Source organism: Achromobacter sp. KK8 (assembly GCF_054188005.1).
Genome location: NZ_CM135178.1, coordinates 1,739,754 through 1,764,369, shown reverse-complemented (window position 1 = coordinate 1,764,369; position 24,616 = coordinate 1,739,754). Strand labels below are relative to the sequence as shown.

Genomic DNA, 24,616 nt, shown 5'->3' with positions numbered 1-24,616 from the left:
GCCAACCAGGAGTATTCCCATGACATCCCGCCTTCTCGACCTGCTCAAGCTCGACCACCCCATCATCCAGGCGCCCATGGCCGGCGGCGCGACGACGGTGGAGCTGGTGTCGGAGGCCTCGAAGGCGGGCGTCCTGGGGTCGCTCGGGGCGGCCTACCTGAGCCCGGAACAGATCGAGGCGGCCGCCGGCGCCATCCGCGAACGCACCGACCGGCCATTCGCCATCAACCTGTTCGCCTCCGTGCCCGAGCAACCCTTCGATGGCGATGCCAGCCGCATGCTGGACCTGCTGGCGCGCTACCACGCCCAGCTGGGCCTGCCGGCGCCCGTGGCGCCCGGGCCGCAGCCCGATCCGCTGCCCGGCCAGATCGAGGCGGTGCTGCGCCTGCGGCCCGCGGTCTTCAGCTTCACCTTCGGCCGCATGCCGGCCGACGCCCTGGCGCGCTGCCGCGAACTGGGCATCCTGACGGTCGGCACCGCCACCACCGTGCGCGAGGCCGTGGCCCTGGAACAGGACGGGGTGGATGCCGTCGTGGCCCAGGGCGCCGAGGCGGGCGGGCACCGCGGCACCTTCCTGGACGATTTCGAGCATTCGCTGATCGGCACCATGGCGCTGGTGCCGCAGATGGCCGACGCGGTGTCGATCCCGGTGATCGCCTCCGGCGGCATCATGGACGGGCGCGGCATCGCCGCCGCGCTGGCCCTCGGCGCCAGCGCCGCACAAATGGGGACAGCCTTCCTGACCACCGACGAAGCGGGGATCGGCGACGCCTACAAGGCGGTGCTGCCGGCCTCCCGGTCGGAACAGTCGCGCGTCACCCGGGCGTTTTCCGGACGGCCGGCGCGCGGCATCGTCAATTCCTTCATGCGCGACGCCGACGAACTATCGGACGACATCCTGCCGTACCCGTTGCAGAACGCGCTGACGCGTCCCATGCGCACGGCCGGCGGCAAGGCCGGCAATATCGCCGTGCTGTCGCTGTGGGCGGGCCAGGGCGCGCCCCTCGCCCGGCGCGAAAGCACGGCCGCGCTGGTGGCGCGGCTGGCGCGCGAGACCGCCGCCGCCCGCGGTCGCGGCTGACGCCGTCCGAACGCCGGGCGCAATCCGAGGACGCGCCAAAGCGTCCCCGGATTGTTCCCGTGGGCGAAAACACTGTTCCACGGACAGTCATATCCCACTGCGGTGACAATTCGTCGGGCTACAATGGCCCCTCGCCGCCGGGTGCGACCGGACTTTCCCCGTCCCCGGCATATGAGTAACAGGGCGCTTCCCGACGCAGCCCGCCTCGCTCGCGCCGGCCGGCTCCCCGCCCGCGCATGAGCGCGGCGGCAGGGCATCCGCCACCGAAACACCCGCTTGTTGCCCATGCCCGATCAAACCCGCAGCACCCCGGAATTCGCCCTGCGCCTGCAGGATGTGGCGCTAGGCTACGGTGATTTCACCGTCTTGCGCGGCATTTCCATGGAAGTGCGCTCGGGCCAGGTGGTCGCCATCATGGGCGGCTCCGGCTCCGGCAAAACCACGCTGCTGCGGGCGGCCACCGGCCAGCTCGTCGCGCAACAAGGCACCGTGCTGGCGTTCGGCCAGGACATCGCCCGGGCCACTCGGGCCGAACTGCAGTCGCTGCGCAAGCGCATGGGCGTGCTGTTCCAGCAGGGCGCGCTGTTCACCGACCTGAACGTGTTCGAGAACGTCGCCTTCCCGCTGCGCGAGCACACCCGGCTGGCCGAACCCGAGATCACCGCCCGCGTGCTGGACAAGCTCGACGCCGTCGGCCTGCGCGCCGCCGCCCACCTGAAGGTGGCCGAAATCTCCGGCGGCATGGCCCGCCGGGTGGCGCTGGCCCGCGCGGTGGTGCTGGAACCCGAACTGATCCTGTACGACGAACCCTTCGCCGGCCTCGACCCGATCTCGCTGGGCATCACCGCCCGCCTGATCCGCAGCCTGGCCGACCGCCTGGGCTGCGCCTCGGTGCTGATCACCCACGACGTGCACGAATCGTTCGCGATCGCCGACCAGGTGTACCTGGTCGGCCAGGGCCAGCTCAAGGCGGCCGGCAGCCCCGACAGCCTGTCGGCCTCGCCGGACCCCTACGTGCAGCAATTCCTGAAGGGCGAACCCGACGGCCCGGTCGCGTTCCAGTACCCCGAAACGCCGGCTTTCCAGAAGTGGCTTTCGCAACAACAAGGGCGCAAGGCATGAGCGGATCCAACAACGCCATCGGCGCGCTGGGCGGCTGGGTGCGCACCCGCATCGCCGGCATCGGCCACTTCACCCGTTTCTTCGGCGCCATGCTGGCGCGCAGCGGCATCGCGCTGTCGCGGCCGCGGCTGGTGTCGCAGCAAATTCATTTCATCGGCAACTACTCGCTGCTGATCATCGCCGTGTCCGGCATGTTCGTGGGCTTCGTGCTGGGCCTGCAGGGCTACTACACGCTGAACCGCTACGGCGCCGAGGAATCGCTCGGCCTGCTGGTGGCGCTGTCGCTGGTGCGTGAGCTGGGCCCGGTGGTGACCGCGCTGCTGTTCGCCGGCCGCGCCGGCACCTCGCTGACCGCCGAGATCGGCCTGATGAAGGCCGGCGAACAACTGTCGGCCATGGAAGTGATGGCGGTCGACCCGATGCGCCGGGTGCTGGTGCCGCGCCTGTGGGGCGGCATCATCGCCATGCCGATCCTGGCCGCCGTGTTCTCCATGGTGGGCATCCTGGGCGGCTGGGTGGTCGGGGTGCTGATGATCGGCGTCGACGCCGGCGCCTTCTGGTCGCAGATGCAGGGCGGCGTGGACGTCTGGAACGACGTCGTCAACGGCGTCATCAAGAGCCTGGTATTCGGCGTCACGGTGACGCTGGTGGCGCTTTACGAAGGCTGGCAGGCCAAGCCCACCCCGGAAGGCGTCGCCCGCGCCACCACCCGCACGGTCGTGGTGGGGTCGCTGGCGGTGCTGGGGCTGGACTTCCTGCTGACCGCCTTGATGTTTGGAAACTGATTACGGATCGATCATGTCTCGCGAAAAAACCGATTTCTGGGTAGGCCTGTTCGTCTTGCTGGGCGCGGCCGCGCTGGCGTTCCTGGCGTTGCGCGCCGGCAACTTGAGCACCTTTTCTTTTGCCCCCACCTATACGCTGACGGCCAATTTCGATAACGTAGGCGGCCTCAAGGTGCGCGCCCCCGTGAAAAGCGCCGGTGTGGTGGTGGGCCGGGTCGCCGGAATCTCCTTTGACGACAAGACTTTCCAGGCCGTCGTGTCGATGAACCTGGAAACCGCCTACCAGTTCCCCAAGGACTCGTCCGCGGCCATCCTGACGTCCGGCCTGCTGGGTGAACAGTACCTGGGCCTGACCCCGGGCAGCGAAGAGGACAACTTTGCCGACGGCGGCAAAATCCGCTATACCCAAAGCGCCGTCGTGCTGGAACAGCTGATCAGCAAGTTCCTGTACGGCACGGCCGAGAAGGAAGGCTCGAACGCGGGTGGCTCGCCGGAAGCGAAAGCCCCGAATTAAAGAGGATCCGTCACGCGCGGCCACATCCGCGCGCGGCGCACGCTGCAATAAGAATAGATATCTGTTGATAGGGATGCCCTGATCATGAACAAGAAAGCTCTTTCCCGAATCGCCACCGTCGCCGCCGCCGGCGCACTGATGGCCGGTTGCGCCGCGCCGCAGCAGCCGGATCCGCGCGATCCCTGGGAAGGCTTCAACCGCGGCGTCTACAAGTTCAACGACACCGTCGACCGCGCCGTATTCAAGCCGGTGGCGCAGGCCTACACCTACGTCACGCCGGAGCCGGTGCGCAGCTGCGTGCACAACATCTTCAGCAACGTCGGCGACCTCTGGTCGGGCACCAACAGCTTCCTGCAGGGCCGCGGCCACGACTTCGTCAACACGCTCGGCCGCTTCCTGTTCAACACCACCATGGGCGTGGGCGGCTGCTTCGACGTCGCCTCGGCCAACGGCGCGCGCAAGATCCCCAACGACTTCGGCACCACGCTGGGCGTGTGGGGCTTCGGCCAGGGTCCGTACCTGGTGCTGCCGTTCTTCGGTTCGGCCAGCGTGCGCGACGGCGTCGGCCTGGTCGGCGACTGGCAGGGCCGCATGCACGGCTACATGGGCGTGAGCGCCATCGACAACGTGGCGCTGCGCAATTCGCTGTGGGGCCTGGAAGTGGTCGATACCCGCGCCAGCCTGCTCAACGCCACCGACACGGTCGACCGCGTGGCGCTCGATCCGTACAGCTTCGTGCGCGACGCCTACCTGCAGCGGCGCGCCGCCATGGTGGCCGGCCAGCGCGTGGACGACGAATCCAGCCTGCCGAACTACGAAGACGACGAGGACGAAGGCGCCGCCAGCAAGGGCAAGGGCGCCGCGGCGCCAGCGCCGGTTCCCGCAACCAAGTAAGCTGTTGGATTGCGTTATCAGTACAGCAAGGAGTTTTCATGCGGTTTTCCTTTTTTTCCCTGCTCCGGCGCGTCGCCTTCGCCGGCCTGCTGGGCCTGGCGGCATCAGCCGCCGCCCAGGCGCAACCGGACGCGCACGGCGCGCCTGACCAGTTCGTGCTGGGCGCGGCCAACGAAGCGCTGGACGTCCTGAAGGCCGACGGCGCCGTCAAGGCCGGCAACACCGCGCGCATCAACCAGGTCGTCAATGAGCACATCCTGCCGTACGTCAACTTCCAGAAGACCACGCGCCTGGCCGCCGGCCGCTACTGGCGCCAGGCCACGGAGCAACAGAAGACCGCCCTGGCCGACGCCTTCCGCGGCACCCTGGTGCGCACCTACAGCGGCGCGCTGACCCGCGTCACGTCCGGCACCAAGGTCACGGCGCTGCCGTTCCGCGGCGACCCCAAGGCCGACGACGTGGTCGTGCGCACGCTCATCAGCCAGGCCAACGGCCAACCCACGGGTGTCGACTACCGCCTGGAAAAAACGCCCCAGGGCTGGAAGATCTACGACATGAACGTCGAAGGCATCTGGCTGATCGAGAACTACCGCAACCAGTTCGCCCAGCAGATCAACCAGAACGGCATCGACGGCCTGATCAAGGCGCTGAACCAGCGCAATCAGTAGGATTCCGTCCGATCCGCCTCGGCCCGGCGCGCCCTTGCGGCCCGCCGGGCCGATTGTTTTGGGGACAAATCGGGCTGCAGCGCCCCCACGCGCCCCGGGGCTATCGGCGCCTTGCGTAGCGGGGCGCTTATATAATGATCAATTCGCTCTTTTCCGGGCACCCCTCGCCGCCGTCATGTCTGCCGTCAGTCTTGAGAACGTCTCCAAAATCTACTCGCCGCGCCGCAGCGGCTGGAGCAAGCTCACCGGGCGCGCGTCCGGCGCCGGTTTCCAGGCGCTCAACGATGTCAGCCTGAATATCGAGCACGGCGAGTTCTTCGGCCTGCTCGGTCCCAATGGCGCCGGCAAGACCACCCTGATTTCCATCCTGGCCGGGCTGGCGCACGCCACCAGCGGCCGCGCCACCGTCTGTGGCTACGACGTCGTGGCCGACTACAAGTCGGCGCGGCGGGCGCTGGGCGTGGTGCCGCAGGAACTGGTCTACGACCCGTTCTTCACCGTGCGCGAAACGCTGCGCATCCAGTCCGGCTATTTCGGCCTGCGCAAGAACGACGACTGGATCGACGAGATCCTGTTCAACCTGGGGCTGGCCGACAAGGCCAACTCGAACATGCGCGCGCTGTCCGGCGGCATGAAGCGCCGGGTGCTGGTGGCGCAGGCGCTGGTGCACCGCCCGCCCGTGATCGTGCTAGACGAGCCCACCGCGGGCGTGGACGTGGACCTGCGCCGCACCCTGTGGGAGTTCATCTCGCGCCTGAACAAGGCCGGCCACACCATCATGCTGACCACCCACTACCTGGAAGAAGCGGAGGCCCTGTGCGGCCGCATCGCCATGCTCAAGGGCGGCCGCATCGTGGCGCTGGACACCACCCAGGCACTGTTGGCGCGCGTCGGCGGCGTTGACCTCGAAGACGCCTTCGTGCGCATCATGCACCAGGACGACGCCTTGCAACCCGAAGAGATTTCGCAATGACGCAGCCCGCCGCCAATGCCAGCCAGCCGCTGGTGCAGCCCCGCCTGGACGCGGGTTCGGGCTTTCCGACCCTGCTGCGCAAGGAATTGCTGCGCTTCTGGAAGGTCAGCTTCCAGACCATCGCCGCGCCGGTCATCACCGCGCTGCTGTACCTGCTGGTGTTCGCCCACGTGCTGGAAGGGCGCGTCATGGTCTACGGCAGCGTGCCGTACACCGCGTTCCTGATCCCCGGGCTCATGATGATGAGCATGCTGCAGAACGCCTTCGCCAACCCGTCGTCGTCGCTGATCCAGAGCCGCATCACCGGCAACCTGGTGTTCATGCTGCTGCCGCCGCTGTCGCACCGCGACATCTTCGCCGCCTACGTGCTGGCGGCCGTGGTGCGCGGCCTGGCCGTGGGCCTGTGCGTATGGGTGGTGGCGCTGTTCTTCGTCTCGCTGGTGCCGTCCAACCCGCTGTGGCTGCTGGTGTTCGCGGTGCTGGCCTGCGGCATCATGGGCACGCTGGGCCTGATCGCCGGTCTGTGGTCGGAGAAATTCGACCAGCTGGCGGCGTTCCAGAATTTCCTCATCATGCCGGCCACCTTCCTGTCCGGCGTGTTCTATTCCATCCATACGCTCCCGCCCTTCTGGCAGGGCGTGTCGCACTGGAACCCCATCTTCTACACCATCGACGGTTTCCGCTACGGATTCTTCTCGGTGTCGGACGTCTCCCCCTGGCGCAGCCTGGCGGTGGTGACGGGGGTGTTCCTCGCGCTTTCGATCTATGCGCTGCGGCTCCTGGCCAGCGGCTACAAACTCAGGAACTGACGTCCATGCTTCCCACTCCCGCGCAAGTCCGCCAATACATCGCGGACGGCCTGCCCTGTGAACACCTCGACGTACAGGGCGACGGCTCGCATTTCGACGCGGTCATCGTCAGCGCCGCCTTCGAAGGCAAGCGCCTGATCCAGCGCCATCAACTGGTCTACGCGGCGCTGGGCGACCGCATGAAGGCCGAGATCCACGCCTTGTCGATGCGCACCCTGACCCCCGCCGAATACGCCCAGGCGGGCAAGTAACCATGGACAAACTCCGCATTACCGGCGGCGCGCGCCTGCACGGCGAAGTCACCATTTCCGGCGCCAAGAACTCGGCCCTGCCGATCCTGTGCGCCGGCCTGCTGACGGCCGATCCGCTGACCATCGCCAACGTGCCGCACCTGAACGACACCGCCACCATGCTGCGCCTGCTGGGCCGCATGGGCGTGCGCGCCGAGCGCGGCAGCGACGGCATCGTGACCCTGCAGGCCGACCGCGTCGACAGCCTCGAAGCGCCGTACGACCTGGTCAAGACCATGCGCGCCTCCATCCTGGTGCTGGGCCCGCTGGTGGCGCGCTTCGGCGAGGCCCGCGTCAGCCTGCCCGGCGGCTGCACCATCGGCCAGCGGCCGGTGGACCAGCACATCAAGGGCCTGGCGGCGCTTGGCGCCGAAATCAGCATCGAGCACGGCTTCGTGGTGGCGCGCGCCAAGCGCCTGAAGGGCGCCTCGATCCGCACCGACATGGTCACCGTCACCGGCACCGAGAACCTGCTGATGGCGGCGGTGCTGGCCGAAGGCCAGACCGTGCTGGAGAACGCCGCGCGCGAACCCGAGGTGGTGGACCTGGCCGAGCTGCTCATCAAGATGGGCGCCCGCATCCAGGGCCACGGCACCGACCGCATCGTGATCGACGGCGTCGAGCGCCTGCACGGCGCCGAGCACCGCGTGATCTCCGACCGCATCGAGGCCGGCACGTTCCTGTGCGCCGTCGGCGCGGCCGGCGGCGACATCGTGCTGCGCAACACCGACGCCGGCATCCTCGGCGCCACGCTCGACAAGTTGGCCGAGGCCGGCCTGGCCATCGAGACCGGCCCCGACTGGATTCGCGGCGCCATGTCCGCGCGCCCCAAGGCGGTGGGCTTTCGCACCCATGAGTACCCCGGCTTCGCCACCGACATGCAGGCCCAGTTGATGACGCTGAACACGGTGGCCGAAGGCACGTCGGTGATCGTCGAGAACATCTTCGAGAACCGCTACATGCACGTGCAGGAACTGCGCCGCATGGGCGCGGACATCGACATCGACGGCCACACCGCCATCGTCCGCGGCATTGCCCGCCTGTCGGGCGCGACGGTCATGGCCACCGACCTGCGGGCCTCGGCCAGCCTGGTCATCGCCGGCCTGGCCGCCGATGGCGACACGCTGGTCGACCGCATTTACCACCTGGACCGCGGCTACGACCGGATGGAAGTCAAGCTGCGCGCCCTGGGCGCCAATATCCAACGCGTTGTTGAACGCACTAGCGGCAAGGAATCGGCATGAGCGATGCCCCTCTCGCGCCCCTGACCCTGGCTCTGTCCAAGGGGCGGATCTTCGAAGAAACCATGCCTTTGCTGGCGGAAGCCGGCATCGAGGTGCCCGAGAACCCCGAAAGCTCGCGCAAGCTGATCCTGCCGACCAGCGACCCCGGTCTGCGCCTGATCATCGTGCGCGCCTCGGACGTGCCGACCTACGTGCAGTACGGCGCGGCCGACCTCGGCATCGCCGGCAAGGACGTGCTGATCGAGCACGCCGCGCAGCAGCCCGGCGGCCTGTACCAGCCGATCGACCTGAACATCGCCAAATGCCGCCTGGCCGTGGCGGTGCGCAACGGCTTCGACTACGAAGCCGCGGTGCACCAGGGCGCGCGCCTGCGCGTGGCCACCAAGTACGTGCAGTCAGCCCGTGAACACTTTGCGTCCAAGGGTGTGTACGTCGACATCATCAAGCTGTATGGTTCGATGGAACTGGCGCCGCTGGTGGGCCTGGCCGACTGCATCGTGGACCTGGTGTCCACCGGCGGCACGCTGCGCGCCAACGACCTGGTCGCGGTCGAGGACATCATGCCGATCTCCTCGCGCCTGATCGTCAACCAGGCCGCGCTCAAGACCCGCGGCGAACGCCTGCAACCGCTGCTGGACGCCTTCGAGCGCGCCGCTTCCCGCAACGCCTGACCCAGGCCGCCGCCCCACGCGGCGGCCGCCACCCGCCTGAACGCCATGGCCCTGATCAATCGTCTCGACTCCCGCGATCCCGGATTCGCGTCCGCCCTGTCCAAGCTGCTGGCCTTCGAGGCCACCGAGGACGAGTCCATCGACCGCGCCGCCGCCGGCATCCTGGCCGACGTGCGCGCCCGCGGCGACGCCGCGCTGGTGGAATACACCCAGCGCTTCGACCGCATGCCGCACGCGTCCGCGGACACGCTCGAAATCCCGAAGGCCGACTGGCATGCGGCCCTGGCCGCGCTGCCCGCCGCCCAGCGCGACGCGCTGCAGGCCGCCGCCGAGCGCGTGCGCCGCTACCACGAGCGCCAGCGCGCCGAGACCTGGGCCTACACCGAGGCCGACGGCACGGTGCTGGGCCAGCAGGTCACTCCGCTGGACCGCGTCGGCCTGTACGTGCCGGGCGGCAAGGCCGCGTATCCGTCGTCGGTCCTGATGAACGCCATCCCGGCCAAGGTCGCCGGCGTGCAGGAACTGGTCATGGTCACGCCCACGCCGGACGGCGCGCGCAACCCCATCGTGCTGGCCGCCGCCGCCATCAGCGGCGTCGACCGCGTGTTCGCCATCGGCGGCGCGCAGGCCGTGGGCGCGCTGGCCTACGGCACCGCCACCGTGCCGGCCGTGGACAAGATCGTCGGCCCGGGCAACGCCTACGTGGCCGCCGCCAAGCGTCGCGTGTTCGGCGTGGTCGGCATCGACATGATCGCCGGCCCCAGCGAAATCCTGGTGATTTGCGACGGCAAGACACCGGCCGACTGGATCGCCATGGACCTGTTCTCGCAGGCCGAACACGACGAACTGGCCCAATCCATCCTGCTGTGCCCGGACGCCGCCTTCATCGCCGAGGTCGAGGCCGCCATCGCCCGCCTGCTGCCGACCATGCCGCGCGCCGACATCCTGCGCACCAGCCTGGCCAACCGTGGCGCGCTGATCCAGGTGCGCGACCTGGACGAAGCCTGCCGCATCGCCAACGACATCGCCCCGGAGCACCTGGAGATCTCCACCGAGCAACCGGAAATCTGGACCGCCAGGATCCGCCACGCGGGCGCCATCTTCATGGGCCGCTTCAGCTCGGAAGCCCTGGGCGACTACTGCGCCGGCCCGAACCACGTGCTGCCCACTTCCCGCACGGCGCGCTTCTCGTCGCCGCTGGGCGTGTACGACTTCCAGAAGCGTTCCAGCCTGATCCAGGTCTCGCACCAGGGCGCCCAGACGCTCGGCCGCATCGCCGCCGAACTGGCGCTGGGCGAAGGCCTGCAGGCCCACGCCGCCAGCGCCCAATACCGGATCGACCAGCCATGAGCGAGGTCGCCGGCCGCATCGCCGGCACCATCCGGCCCGATATCCGTGAACTGAGCGCGTATCCGGTGGCGCACGCCGAAGGCTGCATCAAGCTGGACGCGATGGAATCGCCCTACGAACTGCCCGAGACGGTGCGCGACGACCTCGCCCGGGTGCTGCGCGATACGCCGCTGAACCGCTACCCGGCGGCCGACCTGTCCGAACTGCGCCAGGCCGTGAAGACGGCCTTCGGCGTGCCCGCCGACGCCGGCGTGCTGTTCGGCAACGGCTCGGACGAACTGATCCACATCGTGGTGCAGGCCTGCTGCAATCCCGGCGAGGTGGTGCTGGCGCCTTGGCCGTCGTTCGTCTATTTCGACATGGCGGCCCGCTTCGACCACGCCCGCTTCGTCGGCGTGCCGCTGACCGACGATCTGTCCCTTGATCTTCCCGCCATGCTGGCCGCGATCCGCGAACACCAGCCCAAGGTGGTGTTCCTGGCCGTGCCCAACAATCCCACCGGCGGCGTCTGGTCGGACGCGGACATGGCCGCCATCATCGCCGCCGCCCCCGGCCTGGTGGTGGTGGACGAGGCCTACCAGCCCTTCACCGACCGCAGCTGGATGCCGCGCCTGCTGGACGCGCCCAACGTGGTGGTGATGCGCACCGTGTCCAAGATCGGCCTGGCGGGCCTGCGTTTTGGCTATCTGGCCGGCCACCCCGACTGGATCGCCGAGTTCGACAAGGTGCGCCCGCCCTACAACCTGGACGTGCTGACCCAGGCAGCGCTGCTGACAGTGCTGCGCCACAAGCCGGTGCTGGACCAACAGGCCGCCCGCCTGCGCGCCGACCGCGAACCGCTGGCCGCGGCGCTGGCGGCGCTGCCCGGCGTCAGGGTATTCCCTTCCGCGGCCAACTTCGTACTCGCGCGCTTTTCCGGCAAGATGGATGGCAACGCCGTGCATCTTGCCCTGAAACAGCGCAAAATATTGGTTCGTAACTTCTCCAACGCCCATCCGCTCCTGGCCGGCTGCCTCCGCATCTCGGTGGGCGCGCCGTCCGAGAACGCCGCTTTGCTATCGGCACTGCAAGAAATACTGAGTGCCTAATCGAGTCCCTGACATGCGTACCGCAGAGATCACCCGCAACACCAACGAAACCCGCATCCGCGTGGCCATCAACCTGGATGGCACCGGCAAGCAGACGATCGACACGGGCGTGCCCTTCCTGGACCACATGCTGGACCAGATCGCGCGCCACGGCCTGATCGACCTCGACATCAAGGCCGAGGGCGACCTGCACATCGATGCGCATCACACGGTGGAAGACGTGGGCATCACGCTGGGCATGGCTATCGCCAAGGCGGTCGGCACCAAGGCCGGGCTGCGCCGCTACGGTCACGCCTACGTGCCGCTGGACGAGGCGCTGTCGCGCGTGGTGGTCGATTTCTCGGGCCGTCCCGGCCTGGAATACCACATCCCCTTCACCCGCTCGCACATCGGCGCCTTCGACGTCGACCTGACACGCGAATTCTTCCAGGGCCTGGTCAACCACGCGCTGATCACCCTGCACATCGACAACCTGCGCGGCACCAACGCCCACCACCAATGCGAGACGGTCTTCAAGGCCTGTGGCCGCGCGCTGCGCATGGCCATTGAAGTCGACCCGCGCATGGGCGACGTCGTGCCCTCGACCAAGGGCGTGCTGTAACCTCCGTGACCTTCCGCCACGCACCAGGTAAACCGAAGTGACCACTATCGCCATCGTCGACTACGGAATGGGCAACTTCCATTCCGTCGCGCGCGCGCTCAAGTACGCCGCCCCCGACGCGGACATCCGCATCTGCAACCAGCCCCATGAAATCGACGCGGCCGACCGCGTGGTGTTTCCCGGCCAGGGCGCCATGGCGGACTGCATGCGCACCCTGAATGAATCCGGCCTGCGCGAAGCGGTCGTCAAGGCCGCCCGCGCCAAGCCGCTGCTGGGCGTCTGCGTCGGCGAACAGATGCTGTTCGAGTCCAGCGAAGAGGGCGCGACCCCGTGCCTGGGGCTGTTCCCCGGCGTGGTGCGGCGCTTTGCCGGCCCGCGCTTCGCCGACCCGGTCGCGGCCGACGACGCGGCCTGCAAGGCCGACACCGGCACGGCCGGCCCGGTCGATGTCCGCCCGGAGCGGTTGAAAGTCCCGCACATGGGATGGAACAAAGTGCGCCAGACGCGCTCTCACCCTATCTGGGACGGCATTCCGGACGACACGCATTTCTATTTCGTCCATAGTTATTACGCCGACCCGGCCGATACGAGCCTGACCGTTGGTGAAACCGATTATGGCGTTGCCTTTACCTGCGCGGTGGCGGCAGCTAACATTTTCGCGGTGCAGTTCCACCCCGAGAAGAGCGCCGAGCACGGTTTGCGCCTGTATCGCAATTTTGTAGACTGGCAGCCGTAAGCCACGGGCACACCGCCCTGGCCCACGCGCTCCAGCCCATTCAACCCCATATTTTCCCGCTGCCCACCATGCTGCTGATCCCCGCCATCGATCTCAAAGACGGACGCTGCGTGCGTCTGCGCCAGGGCGACCTGGACGATGCAACGGTGTTCTCCGAAGACCCCGCCTCCATGGCCTCGCAATGGCTCGACCAGGGCGCCCGCCGCCTGCATCTGGTCGACCTGAACGGCGCCGTCGCCGGCAAACCGAAGAACGAAGCACCCATCAAGGCCATCCTGGACGCCGTCGGCGACGATATCCCGGTCCAGATCGGCGGCGGCATCCGCGATCTCGACACCATCGAACGCTATCTCGACGCTGGCATCTCCTACGTCATCATCGGCACCGCCGCGGTCAAGAACCCCGGCTTCCTGCAGGACGCCTGCGGCGCCTTCCCCGGCCAGATCATCGTCGGCCTGGATGCCCGTGACGGCAAGATCGCCACCGACGGCTGGAGCAAGCTGACCCGCCACGACGTGCTCGACCTGGCCAAGAAGTTCGAGGACTACGGCTGCGAAGCCATCATCTACACCGACATCGGCCGCGACGGCATGCTGTCGGGCGTGAACGTCGAGGCTACCGTGCGCCTGGCGCAACACGTGCGCATTCCCGTGTTCGCCTCGGGCGGCATCGCCGGCATCCAGGACATCGAGGCGCTGTGCGCCGTCGAGGAAGAGGGCGTCGAAGGCGCCATCCTGGGCCGCAGCATCTACGAAGGCACGCTCAACTTCCAAGCGGCACAGGCCCGCGCCGACGAATTGGCCAAATGACCACCTCCAGCAGTACCTCCGGGGCGGGCGCGCCCGCCCAGAGCGCGCTGACCCGCCGCATCATTCCCTGCCTTGACGTCACCGCCGGCCGAGTCGTCAAGGGCGTGAACTTCGTCAACCTCGCCGACGCCGGCGACCCCGTCGAGATCGCCCGCCGCTACAACGAGCAGGGCGCCGACGAACTCACCTTCCTGGACATCACCGCCACCAGCGATGGCCGCGACCTGATCCTGCCCATCATCGAGCAGGTCGCCTCGCAGGTCTTCATTCCGCTGACGGTGGGCGGCGGCGTGCGCCAGGTGTCCGACATCCAGCGCCTGCTCAACGCCGGCGCCGACAAGATCAGCATCAACAGCGCCGCCGTGGCCAATCCGGAACTGGTGCGCGCGGCCTCCGACTACCACGGCTCGCAGTGCGTGGTGGTGGCGATCGACGCGCGCCGGGTCTCGGCCGCGGGCGAAGCGCCGCGCTGGGAAGTCTTCACCCACGGCGGCCGCAAGGCCACCGGCCTGGACGCCGTGGCCTGGGCCCGCCGCATGGCCGCCTACGGCGCCGGCGAGATCCTGCTGACCAGCATGGACCGCGACGGCACCAAGTCGGGCTTCGACCTGGAACTGACCCGCACGGTGTCGGATGCCGTGCCGGTGCCGGTCATCGCCTCCGGCGGCGTCGGCACCCTGCAGCACCTGGCCGACGGCGTCACCACCGGCCGCGCCAGCGCGGTGCTGGCCGCCAGCATCTTCCACTTCGGCCAGCACACGGTCGGTGAATGCAAGCGCTTCATGGCCGAGCAGGGCATCGAAGTAAGGATATGACGATGAGCAACGAACCCAGCTGGATGGCCGACGTCGTCTTCGACGAGAACGGCCTGATCCCGGCCATCGCGCAGGACGCCGACAACGGCCAGATCATGATGGTGGCCTGGATGAACCGCGAATCGCTGGCCGAAACCGCCGCCACCGGCCGCGCCGTGTACTGGTCGCGCTCGCGCCAGCGCCTGTGGCGCAAGGGCGAGGAATCCGGCCACGTGCAGCAGGTGCACGAGCTGCGCCTGGACTGCGACGGCGACGTGGTGCTGCTCAAGGTGCACCAGGAAGGCGGCATCGCCTGCCACACGGGCCGCGCCAGCTGTTTCTACCGCCGCCTGGAAGGCCAGACCGACCAGGCCAGCTGGGTCACGGTGGACCCGGTGCTGAAAGACCCCGAACTGATCTACAAATGACCGATTCGCCCCTGAGCGCCCACGACGTGCTGGCCCGCATTGCCGCCACCCTGGAAACCCGCCGCCCCGAGAACGGCGGCGATCCCAAGGCTTCCTACGCGGCCAAGCTGCTGTCCAAGGGCCCCGACGCCTTCCTCAAGAAGATTGGCGAGGAAGCCACTGAACTGGTCATGGCGGCCAAGGACGGCGTGCCCGAGCGCATCGTCAGCGAAACCGCCGACCTGTGGTTTCATTGCCTGGTCGCGCTGACGCACTTCAATCTGCGGCCCGACGACGTGCTGGCCGAACTGGCCCGCCGCGAAGGGCTGTCGGGCCTGGCCGAGAAGGCCAGCCGTCCCCAGGACTGACACGGAACCGCAAAAATGAGCGCCAACTGTATTTTCTGCAAGATCGCCGCCGGCGAGATCCCGTCCAAGAAGGTCTACGAGGACGAGGACTTTGTTGCATTCCACGATATCAACCCGGCCGCGCCGGTGCATTTATTGCTGATCCCTCGACGTCATGTCATATCCATGCAGGATATTACGGCCGAGGACGCAGGTTGGTTGGGTAGAATGATGGCATTGGCGCCGCGGCTTGCCGCTGAAAACGGTTGCACCCCGGGCCCTGATGGCGGGTTTCGCATCATGATCAATTCTGGCGTCGAAGGCGGCCAGGAAGTCCCGCATCTGCATTTCCACATCATCGGCGGTCAGCGACCCTGGAAAGGGCGCGTGGCCCCCACTGCGTAATACGGAGAACCATCATGGGTAGCTTTAGCATTTGGCATTGGTTGGTCGTTCTGGTCATCGTGGCGCTGATCTTCGGCACCAAGAAACTGCGTAACATCGGCTCGGACCTGGGCGGCGCCGTCAAGGGCTTCAAGGAAGGCATGAAGGACGCCAACGGCGACAAGCCGGCCGAACCCATCGCCCAGCAACGCGTGGCCGGCGACACCATCGACGTGCAGGCCAAGGAAAAGTCCAACTCCTGAGCGCCTGCGCGCCCCCGGGCCCGGCCTGATCCGGCCGGCCCTCATTGCCTCAATTCCCGAGCGGCCGTCGAATGTTTGATGTCAGCCTCACTGAACTGATGGTGATCGGCGTCGTCGCGCTGATCGTCATTGGCCCCGAACGCCTGCCCAAGGTCGCCCGCACGGTCGGCCACCTGCTGGGCCGCGCGCAGCGTTACGTCAACGACGTGAAATCCGATATCCAGCGCGAGATCGAGCTGGACGAGCTGCGCAAGTTCAAGAGCGAAATGGAAACCGCGGCGCAGGACGTGCAGCAATCGCTGAACGACACCCACAACGCGCTGCAGGAGCCGGTGCAGCAATTCCGCGCCGAGCTCGACGAAGTGGCCCGCGAAGCCAGCGGCAAGCCCGCCATCACGGCCGGCGCCGAGACCGCCACGGCTTCCGCCGACCCGCACGCCGCCGCGCCGGCCGACCCGCTGATGACGCCGCAGGCCGGCCAGCCGGCCGAAGCGCCGCGCAGCATCGCGCCGCCCAACCCGAACCTGAGCCTGGACCTGGATTCGCCCGCCGCCGCGCCGGCCGCCCAGCCCGCTCCCGCCCCGCAATCCGCGCCGGCGCCCCACGCCCCGGCCGCCAGCGAGCCCCCGCCGGCCACCAAGCCCGCCACGCCCTCCGGAACGACAACGTGACCCAGGACGCCTCCCAAGAAGACGGCCAGCAGGAAAGCTTCATCTCCCACCTGGTCGAACTGCGCACCCGCCTGCTGCGCGCCGTCGGCGCGGTGGTGGGCGTGTTCATCATCCTGTTCATCTATCCCGGCGCGTCCGCCATCTACGACGTGCTGGCCCAGCCCATGCTGGCCTCGCTGCCCGAAGGCACCCGCATGATCGCCACCGGCGTCATCACACCCTTCATGGTGCCGGTCAAGGTCACCATGATGGCCGCCTTCATCGTGGCGCTGCCGGTGGTGCTGTACCAGGCCTGGGCCTTCGTCGCGCCGGGCCTCTACAAGCACGAAAAGCGCCTGGCGCTGCCGCTGATCATCTCCAGCACGCTGCTGTTCATCGCAGGCATGGCGTTCTGCTATTTCGTGGTGTTCCGCACGGTCTTCCATTTCATCGCCACCTTTGCGCCGCAGTCGATCACGCCGGCGCCGGACATCGAGGCCTACCTGAGCTTCGTCATGACCATGTTCATGGCATTCGGCATCACGTTCGAAGTGCCCGTGGCCGTGGTGCTGCTGGTGCGCATGGGCGTGGTGGAGCTGTCCAAGCTCAAGAGCGCGCGCGGCTACGTGGTGGTCGGCGCCTTCATCATCGCCGCCGTGGTGACGCCGCCCGACGTGGTCAGCCAGTTCATGCTGGCGGTGCCGCTGTGCCTGCTGTACGAACTGGGGTTGATCTGCGCGCGCATGGTCACGCCCAAGCCGGGCGCCGACGAAGCCGTCAACGACGGCTCGCTGACCGAACGCCACTGAGCCAGTGCCCGGACATGAAGGGGCCCCGATGCGGGCCCCTTTGTCATTCCATAAACGGACGGTTTCCGCTTGTCGCGCATCCGCTGCAAACATACATTGCAGCCATGTCGCTCGCCCTACGCCTGCGCACCCTGATGCGGTGGCGCGGCATCAAAAGCCAGAACCAGCTCGCCCGCATCTCCGGCGTGCCGCAGTCCTGCATCCACCGCATCCTCACCCGCGAAGAACGCTATGCGCCCACCCGCGCCACCCTGCAGCGGCTGGCCCGGGCCCTGGATACGCAGGTGCCGTGGCTGGCCGACGGCATGGTCGCGCAGGCCGCCGCCGCCCAGCCGCGCGAAGAAGAACAATCCGACGCCTACTGCGCCGAGATCTGCGCGCTGTTGCGCCACCAGCCCGAGGCCACGCGCAAGCGTGTGCTGCAGGTCGTGCGCCTGGTGCTCGACACGCCGTGCCGGCCGCGGCGGGCATCCGGCCGCCCGCCGCCCGTCTAGGGCCTGTTCACACTGAAAAGAGCCTCGCACAGGCCCTAGCGCGGCAATCCGGGCCGGGTCCCGACCACCACCGTCACCTCGGCCACCTTGCCGCCACGCAACACGCCCAGCGTCGCGCGCTGGCCCGGCGTCAACTGCGCAATGGCGGCCAGCAACCCCGACGTATCCATCATCGGCTTGCCGTTCACCGTCTGCACGATGTCACCCACCCGCAGGCCGCCCTTGGCGGCCGGACCGTCGCGCAACACGCCGGCGATGATCACGCCGCGGGCGTCGCGTTCCATCTGGAACGCCCGCGCCAGTTCGGGCGTCAGGTCCTGCGGCTCGACCCCCAGCCAGCCGCGCTTGACGCCACCGGTCTTGACGATCTCGTCCATCACCTTGCGCGCGATGTCGATCGGCGTGGCGAAGCCTATGCCCATCGATCCGCCCGACTCCGAATAGATCGCGGTGTTGATGCCCACCAGATTGCCCTGCGCGTCCACCAGCGCGCCGCCCGAATTGCCCGGATTGATGGCGGCATCGGTCTGGATGAAATTCTCGTAGGTATTCAGGCCCAGTCCGTTGCGGCCCAGCGCCGACACGATCCCCTGCGTGGTGGTCTGTCCCACGCCGAACGGATTGCCGATCGCCAGCACCACGTCGCCCACCCGCAGGCCGCGATCCGGCGCCAGCGTGGCCGCCGGCAGATTGCGCAGGGTGGCCAGCTTCAGCACCGCCAGATCGGTGTCGGGATCCGCGCCCACTACCTTGGCCGTGTCCTTGCGTCCATCGGCCAGCGCCACCTCGATCGCGTCGGCCGCCTGCACCACGTGGTAGTTGGTCAGCACGTAGCCGTCGTGGTTGACCACCACGCCCGACCCCAGGCTGGTGCTGGCCTGGCGGCGGCTCACCCCCGGCACCTGTCCGAACAGCTGGCGCAGGATGGGATCATCGGGCAACGGCACCAGCGGCACATTCACGTGCTTGGTGGTGTAGACATTCACCACCGAGGGCGCGGCCCGCGCGACCCCGTCGGCATAGGACACGGGCCCCACGGCCGGCCGCCCCGGTGCCATGACCGGTTGCGGCACGGCCGCGGGCATCGCCTCCGACCCGGCCAGGCGCAACAGATCCGGCCGCAAGGTGGTGACGACGAATAGAATACCCAGGCAGACCGTGACGGCCTGAGCGAAGATCAGCCAATATCGGCGCATGATTCTGATAGGACTAGCAATGAGTAAAGTGGACTCCCACGTCCTGGCCGCCTGGCTGGACGACACCCTGCAAGCCGCCCGTTTCAAGGACTACTGCCCCAACGGGCTGCAGGTGGAAGGCCGATCCGAAGTCGGACACATTATCACCGGTGTCACCGCCAGCGAAGCGCTGTTGCGCATCGCCGTCGAACGCGGCGCCGACGCGGTGCTGGTCCACCACGGCTGGATGTGGCGCAACGAGGACCGCCGCGTCATCGGCACCCGCCGTACCCGCATGGCGCTGGCGCTGAAGAACGACCTCAACCTCTACGCCTACCACCTGCCCCTGGACGCCCACCCCACGCTGGGCAACAACGCCCAACTGGCCCGCGTCCTCGGCCTGGAACCCGAACGGCGCGACGACGGCAGCCCACGCACCTGTGGCCCCGACAACCTGGTCTGGCTCGGCACCGCCCCCGACGTGGCCACCGTCGGCCAACTCGCCGCCCGCATCCAGCAACGCCTGGGCCGCCAGCCACTGGTCGTCGGCGACCCCGACCAGCCCGTCGCCCGCATCGCCTGGTGCACCGGCGGCGCCCAGGGCATGCTCGCCGACGCCATCGACGCCGGCGCCACCGCCTACATCACCGGCGAAGCCTCCGAATCCACCTTCCACCTGGCCCAGGAAACCGGCGTCGCCTTCCTGGGCGCCGGCCACCACGCCACCGAACGCTACGGCATCCAGGCCCTGGGCCAGGCCGTGGCCGAGCGCTTCGGCATCAAGGTCGAATTCGTGGACCTGGACAACCCGGTGTGACAGCAACGAAAGGGCATGGCTGCAACGCTGATCCCAGCGCGTACCCGTCCACCCGTAGCCACGCAGAGTCTGAACGCCGCCGGGCCACCCGCAACACTCACCGCCAGCGCGCAGCGCACACCCCCTCGCTCCCCAGAAGCACGTATGCCAAAACCGGCTGCCCGCGCAGCCGGTTTTGGCGGGCAACACAAGCCCCTCCCATGCCCCCTCGGTCCAGCAGCGCATGAAACCTCGAAACCGGTAGCCCGGCGCGGGTGGTCGCGGGCGGGGCGCGCCGTCAGATGCGCCCGGCGGAAACCGAAGGCAGCCGCCGACAGGCGGCCACGAGGTTGAGCTCGGGGCAGTCCGGAGCGAACGCTCCGGACCGCAATCGCAGGCGCGCCCCGCCCGCGACCACCCGCGCCGGGCGGCCTACGAAGCCCACACCCCCCGCAAGCAAACAACCACTGAACCAATAAAAAAGCGCCCCACAGGGCGCTCTTCCATTCACTTCAAGGCTGCTTCTTCAACAAATCCCGAATTTCACGCAACAACGCCACATCCTCGGGCGTCGCGGCAGGCGCCGCCGGCGCTTCCTCGGCCTTGGTGCGCGCCTTGTAGATCGCCTTCACCATCCAGAAGATCACAAACGCCAGCAACACGAAGTTGATGATGATCGTGATGAAGTTCCCCCAGGCGAAAACGTTGGCTCCCGCCTTGGTCAGGTCCGCATATGTCATCGGCCCGTTGTAACCGGCTGGCATCGACAGCACCAGGAACTTGTTCGAGAAATCGACGGATCCGCCCAGCACGAAGTTCACCAGCGGCATGACGATATCCTTGACCAGTGAGTCGACGATTCTGCCGAAAGCCGCCCCGATGATCACACCAACCGCCAAATCGACCGCATTGCCTTTGACGGCGAAATCTCGGAATTCTTTGACGAAACCAGTCGCTTTGCTCATAAAAGCACTCCCTTCGTGATACGCCCACCAGTAGGCTGGCGCTATAATACGCGGTTGCTATGTTGTTACATATTCCCGCGAAGCCGATGCCGCAGAAGTGATGCTACTCGTAGAGCGGGCGCATCAACAAGGATAGGAAGATGAGTCAGGATACGCTGGTGCATGATGATGACGGTGCGGTTGATCCAAATCTGCCGCCCGATCCTTCGCGACGTTTCTGGGTAACCACCGCCTGTGCTGTGGGTGGCGTAGCAGGTGTCGCAACGGCAATACCGCTTGTGAGCACGTTTTCCCCTTCTGAAAAAGCCCGCGCCGCCGGCGCCCCCGTTGAGGTCGACATCGGCGACATTCCAGTGGGCACCATGAAAACGGTGGAATGGCGGGGCAAGCCGGTCTGGATCATCCACCGGTCTCCTGAACAGATCGCCGGCCTCAAGACCCAGGACGCCCTCCTGGCGGACCCCCAGTCCAAGCGGCCCGGTTTCACGCCCAAATACGCGGAAAACGAAGGTCGCTCGCGCAAGCCCGAGATCTTCGTCTGTGTTGGCATCTGTACCCATCTGGGCTGCTCGCCCACCTCGCACTTCGAAACGGGCGGCGGTGGCGGCATGGGCGCCTCCTGGCAAGGCGGATTCCTCTGTCCGTGCCATGGCTCCACGTTCGACCTGGCAGGCCGGGTCTACAAGAACAAGCCCGCTCCCGACAATCTCGAAGTTCCGCCGTACCAGTATCTCACCGACTCCCGCATCATCGTGGGCGTCGATGAAGACAACAAGGCCTGACGCTCGCGTCGCGCTTTTTTCCCGAATTACGTAAGTAAAACAAATACGCCACGTATTAGAGAAGGAGCCGTTACATGGCTGGCGAGAAAACCGTCGAGACGACAGGCCTGTTGGGCTGGCTGGACCGGCGCTTCCCGGTGACCTCCACCTGGAAAGCGCATCTGTCCGAATACTACGCACCGAAAAACTTCAACTTCTGGTATTTCTTCGGCTCGCTGGCACTCCTGGTGCTGGTGCTGCAGATCGTGACCGGCATCTTCCTGGTCATGCACTACAAGCCGGACGCCGAGCGCGCGTTCCAATCCGTCGAATACATCATGCGCGAAGTCCCGTGGGGCTGGCTGGTGCGCTACATGCACTCGACCGGCGCCTCGATGTTCTTCGTCGTCGTCTACCTGCACATGCTGCGCGGCCTGCTCTATGGCTCGTACCGCAAGCCGCGTGAGCTGGTCTGGATCTTCGGCGTCGCGATCTTCCTCTGTCTGATGGCCGAAGCATTCTTCGGCTACCTCCTGCCGTGGGGCCAGATGTCCTACTGGGGCGCACAGGTGATCGTGAACCTGTTCGCGGCCATCCCGTTCATCGGCCCCGAGCTGTCGATCTGGATCCGCGGCGACTACGTCGTCTCCGACGCCACGCTGAACCGCTTCTTCGCCTTCCACGTCATCGCCATTCCGCTGGTGCTGGTGGGCCTGGTGGCGGCCCACCTGGTGGCGCTGCACGAAGTCGGCTCGAACAACCCGGACGGCATCGAGATCAAGGAAGGCCCGAAGGACAAGTACGGTCGCCCGAAGGACGGCATTCCGTTCCATCCGTTCTACACGGTGCACGACCTGGTCGGCGTCGCGGGCTTCCTGCTGGTGTTCGCCTTCATCGTGTTCTTCGCGCCGGAGATGGGCGGCTACTTCCTGGAGTTCAACAACTTCATCCCGGCCGACTCGCTCAAGACGCCGCCGCACATCGCCCCGGTGTGGTACTTCACGCCGTTCTACTCGATGCTGCGCGCCACCACCGACGAGTTCACATGGGTGCTGGCCGGCGCTTCGGTGCTGGGCGCCATCGCGCTGCTCGTCAAGAGCAACCTGAAGGGCTTCATGCGCATCGCCGTGCCCGGCATCCTGATCGTCGTGGCCGTGCTGCTGCGCGTGATCGACGCCAAGTTCTGGGGCGTGGTCGCCATGGGCGGCACCGTGGTCATCCTGTTCTTCCTGCCGTGGCTGGACCATTCGCCGGTCAAGTCGATCCGCTACCGCCCCACCTGGCACAAGTGGATCTACGGCATCTTCATGGTCAACTTCCTGGTGCTCGGCTACATCGGTACGCAGCCGCCCAGTCCGCCGTTGAACATCACGTCGCAGATCGGCACGCTGCTGTACCTGGCATTCTTCTTCCTGATGCCGGTCTGGAGCCGCCTGGGCACCTTCAAGCAAGTGCCTGACCGCGTGACGTTCCACGCCCACTGAGCCAACGAGAATAACGGACTGACCATGATCAAGAAGCTGATTGGTGCCGTGGCCTTGATGCTCACGTGTACCGCCGCCACTTTCGCCGCCGAAGGCGGCTTTCCGCTGGACAAGGCGCCTTACCGCGTCAACGACATGGCGTCGCTGCAAAACGGCGCCAAGCTGTTCGTCAACTACTGTCTGAACTGCCATAGCGCATCGTCGATGCGCTACAACAAGCTCAAGGACATTGGCCTGACCGACCAGCAAATCAAGGAAAGCCTGCTGTTCACCGGCGAGAAGGTCGGCGACATGATGAATGTCGCCATGACGCCCAAGGACGCCAAGAAGTGGTTTGGCACCACGCCCCCGGACCTGTCCGTGATCGCCCGCGCCAAATCCGTCAACGCCGGCCCCTCGGGTTCCGACTACATCTACACCTACCTGCGCACGTTCTACCGCGACACCTCGCGTGCCACGGGCTGGAACAACCTGGTCTTCCCGGCCGTCGGCATGCCGCACGCGCTGTGGGAACGCCAGGGTCCGCGCGAGCTGACGACGGTGGCGATGCACGAGGTCGAAGGCAAGGACGGCGCGCCGAAGTCGTGGGAACGGGTCACGACGGTGTACGATGCGCAAGGTTTTGCCACGGTCAAGGCCGAGCCGGTAGCCAGCTACCACGGCCATGCCACCTTCGAGGCCAAATTCAAGGCCGCCAACCCGGCCCAAACCGCAACATACGACAACGACGTCGCCGACCTGACCGCGTTCATGTCCTGGATGGCCGAGCCCGTCCAGACTTTCCGCGTGCAGCTGGGCGTCGGTGTCATGTTGTTCCTGCTCTTGTTCTTCCTGGTGATGTGGCGCCTGAACGCCTCTTACTGGAAACACGTGCGCTAACCGCAACGCCCCGCCAGGCTTATCCGCCCCCATTTTCGCCAGGGTGGATAATGGCGGGTTAGGGCTGTATGCCTACCCCCCGCCTGGCAATCGGGGCCAGCGCCTGCTAGATTAGGGCGCTGGCCTTTCGTTTTTCATAAAGGATTTTTCGCCATGATGGTGCTCTATTCCGGAACCACGTGTCCGTTTTCGCAACGCTGCCGCTTCGTGTTGTTCGAAAAGGGCATGGATTTCGAGATCCGCGACATCGACCTGTACAACAAGCCCGAAGACATCTCGGTGATGAACCCGTACGGTCAAGTGCCCATTCTGGTCGAGCGCGACCTGGTCCTGTACGAGTCGAACATCATCAACGAGTACATCGACGAGCGCTTCCCGCACCCGCAGCTCATGCCGGCCGATCCGGTCATGCGCGCCCGCACCCGCCTGTTCCTGTACAACTTCGAGAAAGAGCTGTTCGTCCACGTCTCGACGCTGGAAGACCGCAGCGCCAAGCCCGACGAGAAGAAGCTGGCCAACGCCCGCCAGAACATCCGCGACCGCCTGGCCCAGCTGGCCCCGATGCTGCTCAAGAACAAGTACATGCTGGGCGAGGAATTCTCCATGCTCGACGTGGCCGTGGCCCCGCTGCTGTGGCGCCTGGACCACTACGGCATCGAGCTGCCCAAGAACGCGGCTCCGCTGCAAAAGTACGCCGAACGCATCTTCTCGCGCCCGGCCTACATCGAAGCGCTGACGCCTTCGGAAAAAGTGATGCGTCGCTAAGGCTGTTG

The 24,616-nt window shown here is 66.9% G+C and carries 31 protein-coding genes; 29 read left to right on the top strand and 2 right to left on the bottom strand.

Going from position 1 to position 24,616, the window contains the following annotated elements:
- The first annotated feature begins 19 nt into the window (after positions 1 to 19).
- From ACVN9Z_RS08185 to ACVN9Z_RS08070, 24 genes are all read left to right on the top strand, one after another.
- Positions 20 to 1,081, top strand: a complete 1,062-nt coding sequence (locus ACVN9Z_RS08185) for an NAD(P)H-dependent flavin oxidoreductase (protein WP_458213329.1) — start codon at positions 20 to 22, stop codon at positions 1,079 to 1,081.
- Between the two features lie 285 nt (positions 1,082 to 1,366).
- Positions 1,367 to 2,203, top strand: coding sequence for an ABC transporter ATP-binding protein (locus ACVN9Z_RS08180; RefSeq protein WP_006388069.1), 837 nt, complete (start codon positions 1,367 to 1,369; stop codon positions 2,201 to 2,203).
- Entirely contained in the window at positions 2,200 to 2,988 is a 789-nt protein-coding gene (gene mlaE / locus ACVN9Z_RS08175; RefSeq protein ID WP_458213328.1) for a lipid asymmetry maintenance ABC transporter permease subunit MlaE, read from the top strand. The genes ACVN9Z_RS08180 and mlaE overlap by 4 nt, the downstream gene beginning before the upstream one ends.
- Positions 2,989 to 3,001: 13 nt before the next feature.
- Positions 3,002 to 3,502, top strand: coding sequence for an outer membrane lipid asymmetry maintenance protein MlaD (gene mlaD / locus ACVN9Z_RS08170; protein WP_006388067.1), 501 nt, complete (start codon positions 3,002 to 3,004; stop codon positions 3,500 to 3,502).
- An 84-nt stretch (positions 3,503 to 3,586) separates the two neighbouring features.
- Entirely contained in the window at positions 3,587 to 4,396 is an 810-nt protein-coding gene (locus ACVN9Z_RS08165; RefSeq protein WP_047992452.1) for an MlaA family lipoprotein, read from the top strand.
- 38 nt (positions 4,397 to 4,434) lie between these two features.
- Complete coding sequence (locus ACVN9Z_RS08160) at positions 4,435 to 5,064, top strand: MlaC/ttg2D family ABC transporter substrate-binding protein (protein WP_458213327.1); 630 nt, start codon at positions 4,435 to 4,437, stop codon at positions 5,062 to 5,064.
- A gap of 175 nt (positions 5,065 to 5,239) precedes the next feature.
- Positions 5,240 to 6,037, top strand: coding sequence for an ABC transporter ATP-binding protein (locus tag ACVN9Z_RS08155; protein WP_020925613.1), 798 nt, complete (start codon positions 5,240 to 5,242; stop codon positions 6,035 to 6,037).
- Positions 6,034 to 6,846, top strand: coding sequence for an ABC transporter permease (locus tag ACVN9Z_RS08150; RefSeq protein WP_020925614.1), 813 nt, complete (start codon positions 6,034 to 6,036; stop codon positions 6,844 to 6,846). The genes ACVN9Z_RS08155 and ACVN9Z_RS08150 overlap by 4 nt, the downstream gene beginning before the upstream one ends.
- 5 nt (positions 6,847 to 6,851) lie before the next feature.
- Positions 6,852 to 7,097, top strand: coding sequence for a BolA family protein (locus ACVN9Z_RS08145; RefSeq protein ID WP_006388061.1), 246 nt, complete (start codon positions 6,852 to 6,854; stop codon positions 7,095 to 7,097).
- A 2-nt stretch (positions 7,098 to 7,099) separates the two neighbouring features.
- Positions 7,100 to 8,380: a UDP-N-acetylglucosamine 1-carboxyvinyltransferase gene (gene murA, locus ACVN9Z_RS08140; protein ID WP_053497790.1), complete on the top strand. Its 1,281-nt coding sequence runs from the start codon at positions 7,100 to 7,102 to the stop codon at positions 8,378 to 8,380.
- On the top strand, positions 8,377 to 9,051 hold the full coding sequence (hisG, locus tag ACVN9Z_RS08135; RefSeq protein WP_006388059.1) for an ATP phosphoribosyltransferase: 675 nt from the start codon (positions 8,377 to 8,379) through the stop codon (positions 9,049 to 9,051). Before murA ends, hisG begins: the two co-directional genes overlap by 4 nt.
- A 45-nt stretch (positions 9,052 to 9,096) precedes the next feature.
- The gene (gene hisD, locus ACVN9Z_RS08130; protein ID WP_458213326.1) at positions 9,097 to 10,401 is read left to right on the top strand and encodes a histidinol dehydrogenase; all 1,305 of its coding nucleotides are present in this window, start codon (positions 9,097 to 9,099) and stop codon (positions 10,399 to 10,401) included.
- Complete coding sequence (hisC, locus tag ACVN9Z_RS08125) at positions 10,398 to 11,489, top strand: histidinol-phosphate transaminase (protein WP_241071965.1); 1,092 nt, start codon at positions 10,398 to 10,400, stop codon at positions 11,487 to 11,489. The genes hisD and hisC overlap by 4 nt, the downstream gene beginning before the upstream one ends.
- 13 nt (positions 11,490 to 11,502) lie before the next feature.
- Positions 11,503 to 12,090 carry an imidazoleglycerol-phosphate dehydratase HisB gene (gene hisB, locus ACVN9Z_RS08120; RefSeq protein WP_006388056.1) on the top strand — a complete coding sequence of 196 codons (588 nt, stop codon included), beginning with the start codon at positions 11,503 to 11,505 and terminating at the stop codon, positions 12,088 to 12,090.
- Positions 12,091 to 12,127: 37 nt separating this feature from the next.
- Entirely contained in the window at positions 12,128 to 12,826 is a 699-nt protein-coding gene (gene hisH / locus ACVN9Z_RS08115) for an imidazole glycerol phosphate synthase subunit HisH (RefSeq protein WP_054446036.1), read from the top strand.
- A 68-nt stretch (positions 12,827 to 12,894) separates the two neighbouring features.
- Positions 12,895 to 13,635 (top strand): 1-(5-phosphoribosyl)-5-[(5-phosphoribosylamino)methylideneamino]imidazole-4-carboxamide isomerase, encoded by a 741-nt coding sequence (hisA, locus tag ACVN9Z_RS08110; protein WP_006388054.1) that lies wholly within the window; start codon positions 12,895 to 12,897, stop codon positions 13,633 to 13,635.
- The gene (gene hisF / locus ACVN9Z_RS08105) at positions 13,632 to 14,450 is read left to right on the top strand and encodes an imidazole glycerol phosphate synthase subunit HisF (protein ID WP_006388053.1); all 819 of its coding nucleotides are present in this window, start codon (positions 13,632 to 13,634) and stop codon (positions 14,448 to 14,450) included. Before hisA ends, hisF begins: the two co-directional genes overlap by 4 nt.
- 2 nt (positions 14,451 to 14,452) lie before the next feature.
- On the top strand, positions 14,453 to 14,857 hold the full coding sequence (hisI, locus tag ACVN9Z_RS08100) for a phosphoribosyl-AMP cyclohydrolase (protein WP_006388052.1): 405 nt from the start codon (positions 14,453 to 14,455) through the stop codon (positions 14,855 to 14,857).
- On the top strand, positions 14,854 to 15,204 hold the full coding sequence (locus ACVN9Z_RS08095) for a phosphoribosyl-ATP diphosphatase (protein WP_006388051.1): 351 nt from the start codon (positions 14,854 to 14,856) through the stop codon (positions 15,202 to 15,204). The genes hisI and ACVN9Z_RS08095 overlap by 4 nt, the downstream gene beginning before the upstream one ends.
- 15 nt (positions 15,205 to 15,219) lie before the next feature.
- Positions 15,220 to 15,588: a histidine triad nucleotide-binding protein gene (locus ACVN9Z_RS08090; protein ID WP_020925620.1), complete on the top strand. Its 369-nt coding sequence runs from the start codon at positions 15,220 to 15,222 to the stop codon at positions 15,586 to 15,588.
- Between the two features lie 14 nt (positions 15,589 to 15,602).
- Positions 15,603 to 15,830, top strand: coding sequence for a Sec-independent protein translocase subunit TatA (gene tatA, locus ACVN9Z_RS08085; protein ID WP_006388049.1), 228 nt, complete (start codon positions 15,603 to 15,605; stop codon positions 15,828 to 15,830).
- Between the two features lie 71 nt (positions 15,831 to 15,901).
- Positions 15,902 to 16,501 carry a Sec-independent protein translocase protein TatB gene (gene tatB / locus ACVN9Z_RS08080; RefSeq protein WP_026383377.1) on the top strand — a complete coding sequence of 200 codons (600 nt, stop codon included), beginning with the start codon at positions 15,902 to 15,904 and terminating at the stop codon, positions 16,499 to 16,501.
- Positions 16,498 to 17,289 (top strand): twin-arginine translocase subunit TatC, encoded by a 792-nt coding sequence (tatC, locus tag ACVN9Z_RS08075; RefSeq protein WP_006388047.1) that lies wholly within the window; start codon positions 16,498 to 16,500, stop codon positions 17,287 to 17,289. The genes tatB and tatC overlap by 4 nt, the downstream gene beginning before the upstream one ends.
- Before the next feature lie 104 nt (positions 17,290 to 17,393).
- A complete protein-coding gene (locus ACVN9Z_RS08070; protein WP_006388046.1) occupies positions 17,394 to 17,783 on the top strand; it encodes a helix-turn-helix domain-containing protein in 390 nt (129 codons plus the stop codon).
- Between the two features lie 35 nt (positions 17,784 to 17,818).
- On the opposite strand, the gene ACVN9Z_RS08065 is transcribed toward ACVN9Z_RS08070, so the two are convergent.
- Positions 17,819 to 18,979: a trypsin-like peptidase domain-containing protein gene (locus ACVN9Z_RS08065; protein WP_458213325.1), complete on the bottom strand. Its 1,161-nt coding sequence runs from the start codon at positions 18,977 to 18,979 to the stop codon at positions 17,819 to 17,821.
- Between the two features lie 19 nt (positions 18,980 to 18,998).
- Here ACVN9Z_RS08065 and ACVN9Z_RS08060 point away from each other — a divergent pair, with 19 nt between their 5' ends.
- The gene (locus ACVN9Z_RS08060; RefSeq protein WP_458213324.1) at positions 18,999 to 19,775 is read left to right on the top strand and encodes a Nif3-like dinuclear metal center hexameric protein; all 777 of its coding nucleotides are present in this window, start codon (positions 18,999 to 19,001) and stop codon (positions 19,773 to 19,775) included.
- A 491-nt stretch (positions 19,776 to 20,266) separates the two neighbouring features.
- Here ACVN9Z_RS08060 and mscL read toward each other — a convergent pair whose 3' ends face one another.
- A complete protein-coding gene (mscL, locus tag ACVN9Z_RS08055) occupies positions 20,267 to 20,719 on the bottom strand; it encodes a large conductance mechanosensitive channel protein MscL (protein WP_006388043.1) in 453 nt (150 codons plus the stop codon).
- Positions 20,720 to 20,859: 140 nt separating this feature from the next.
- On the opposite strand from mscL, the gene petA reads away from it, so the two are divergent.
- The 4 genes from petA (at position 20,860) to ACVN9Z_RS08035 (ending at position 24,608) form a co-directional block, all read left to right on the top strand.
- Positions 20,860 to 21,501: a ubiquinol-cytochrome c reductase iron-sulfur subunit gene (petA, locus tag ACVN9Z_RS08050; RefSeq protein ID WP_006388042.1), complete on the top strand. Its 642-nt coding sequence runs from the start codon at positions 20,860 to 20,862 to the stop codon at positions 21,499 to 21,501.
- A gap of 74 nt (positions 21,502 to 21,575) precedes the next feature.
- Positions 21,576 to 22,964 carry a cytochrome b gene (locus tag ACVN9Z_RS08045; RefSeq protein ID WP_020925626.1) on the top strand — a complete coding sequence of 463 codons (1,389 nt, stop codon included), beginning with the start codon at positions 21,576 to 21,578 and terminating at the stop codon, positions 22,962 to 22,964.
- Positions 22,965 to 22,988: 24 nt separating this feature from the next.
- Positions 22,989 to 23,843 (top strand): cytochrome c1, encoded by an 855-nt coding sequence (locus ACVN9Z_RS08040; RefSeq protein ID WP_006388040.1) that lies wholly within the window; start codon positions 22,989 to 22,991, stop codon positions 23,841 to 23,843.
- A gap of 153 nt (positions 23,844 to 23,996) precedes the next feature.
- Positions 23,997 to 24,608 (top strand): glutathione S-transferase N-terminal domain-containing protein, encoded by a 612-nt coding sequence (locus ACVN9Z_RS08035; RefSeq protein WP_006388039.1) that lies wholly within the window; start codon positions 23,997 to 23,999, stop codon positions 24,606 to 24,608.
- Positions 24,609 to 24,616 lie beyond the last annotated feature (8 nt).

Excerpts from the sequence above, each read along its gene's own strand:
- ACVN9Z_RS08160 (WP_458213327.1), top strand. The coding sequence starts at position 4,435 with ATGCGGTTTTCCTTTTTTTCCCTGCTCCGGCGCGTCGCCTTCGCCGGC.
- ACVN9Z_RS08090 (WP_020925620.1), top strand. The coding sequence starts at position 15,220 with ATGAGCGCCAACTGTATTTTCTGCAAGATCGCCGCCGGCGAGATCCCG.
- ACVN9Z_RS08155 (WP_020925613.1), top strand. The coding sequence starts at position 5,240 with ATGTCTGCCGTCAGTCTTGAGAACGTCTCCAAAATCTACTCGCCGCGC.
- ACVN9Z_RS08145 (WP_006388061.1), top strand. The coding sequence starts at position 6,852 with ATGCTTCCCACTCCCGCGCAAGTCCGCCAATACATCGCGGACGGCCTG.
- ACVN9Z_RS08040 (WP_006388040.1), top strand. The coding sequence starts at position 22,989 with ATGATCAAGAAGCTGATTGGTGCCGTGGCCTTGATGCTCACGTGTACC.
- petA (WP_006388042.1), top strand. The coding sequence starts at position 20,860 with ATGAGTCAGGATACGCTGGTGCATGATGATGACGGTGCGGTTGATCCA.
- hisI (WP_006388052.1), top strand. The coding sequence starts at position 14,453 with ATGAGCAACGAACCCAGCTGGATGGCCGACGTCGTCTTCGACGAGAAC.
- hisB (WP_006388056.1), top strand. The coding sequence starts at position 11,503 with ATGCGTACCGCAGAGATCACCCGCAACACCAACGAAACCCGCATCCGC.
- ACVN9Z_RS08165 (WP_047992452.1), top strand. The coding sequence starts at position 3,587 with ATGAACAAGAAAGCTCTTTCCCGAATCGCCACCGTCGCCGCCGCCGGC.
- hisD (WP_458213326.1), top strand. The coding sequence starts at position 9,097 with ATGGCCCTGATCAATCGTCTCGACTCCCGCGATCCCGGATTCGCGTCC.
- hisF (WP_006388053.1), top strand. The coding sequence starts at position 13,632 with ATGACCACCTCCAGCAGTACCTCCGGGGCGGGCGCGCCCGCCCAGAGC.
- hisG (WP_006388059.1), top strand. The coding sequence starts at position 8,377 with ATGAGCGATGCCCCTCTCGCGCCCCTGACCCTGGCTCTGTCCAAGGGG.
- tatA (WP_006388049.1), top strand. The coding sequence starts at position 15,603 with ATGGGTAGCTTTAGCATTTGGCATTGGTTGGTCGTTCTGGTCATCGTG.
- ACVN9Z_RS08150 (WP_020925614.1), top strand. The coding sequence starts at position 6,034 with ATGACGCAGCCCGCCGCCAATGCCAGCCAGCCGCTGGTGCAGCCCCGC.
- tatB (WP_026383377.1), top strand. The coding sequence starts at position 15,902 with ATGTTTGATGTCAGCCTCACTGAACTGATGGTGATCGGCGTCGTCGCG.
- ACVN9Z_RS08045 (WP_020925626.1), top strand. The coding sequence starts at position 21,576 with ATGGCTGGCGAGAAAACCGTCGAGACGACAGGCCTGTTGGGCTGGCTG.
- mlaE (WP_458213328.1), top strand. The coding sequence starts at position 2,200 with ATGAGCGGATCCAACAACGCCATCGGCGCGCTGGGCGGCTGGGTGCGC.
- murA (WP_053497790.1), top strand. The coding sequence starts at position 7,100 with ATGGACAAACTCCGCATTACCGGCGGCGCGCGCCTGCACGGCGAAGTC.
- ACVN9Z_RS08070 (WP_006388046.1), top strand. The coding sequence starts at position 17,394 with ATGTCGCTCGCCCTACGCCTGCGCACCCTGATGCGGTGGCGCGGCATC.
- ACVN9Z_RS08185 (WP_458213329.1), top strand. The coding sequence starts at position 20 with ATGACATCCCGCCTTCTCGACCTGCTCAAGCTCGACCACCCCATCATC.
- ACVN9Z_RS08060 (WP_458213324.1), top strand. The coding sequence starts at position 18,999 with ATGAGTAAAGTGGACTCCCACGTCCTGGCCGCCTGGCTGGACGACACC.
- mscL (WP_006388043.1), bottom strand. The coding sequence starts at position 20,719 with ATGAGCAAAGCGACTGGTTTCGTCAAAGAATTCCGAGATTTCGCCGTC.
- hisC (WP_241071965.1), top strand. The coding sequence starts at position 10,398 with ATGAGCGAGGTCGCCGGCCGCATCGCCGGCACCATCCGGCCCGATATC.
- hisA (WP_006388054.1), top strand. The coding sequence starts at position 12,895 with ATGCTGCTGATCCCCGCCATCGATCTCAAAGACGGACGCTGCGTGCGT.
- mlaD (WP_006388067.1), top strand. The coding sequence starts at position 3,002 with ATGTCTCGCGAAAAAACCGATTTCTGGGTAGGCCTGTTCGTCTTGCTG.
- ACVN9Z_RS08095 (WP_006388051.1), top strand. The coding sequence starts at position 14,854 with ATGACCGATTCGCCCCTGAGCGCCCACGACGTGCTGGCCCGCATTGCC.
- ACVN9Z_RS08180 (WP_006388069.1), top strand. The coding sequence starts at position 1,367 with ATGCCCGATCAAACCCGCAGCACCCCGGAATTCGCCCTGCGCCTGCAG.
- ACVN9Z_RS08035 (WP_006388039.1), top strand. The coding sequence starts at position 23,997 with ATGATGGTGCTCTATTCCGGAACCACGTGTCCGTTTTCGCAACGCTGC.
- ACVN9Z_RS08065 (WP_458213325.1), bottom strand. The coding sequence starts at position 18,979 with ATGCGCCGATATTGGCTGATCTTCGCTCAGGCCGTCACGGTCTGCCTG.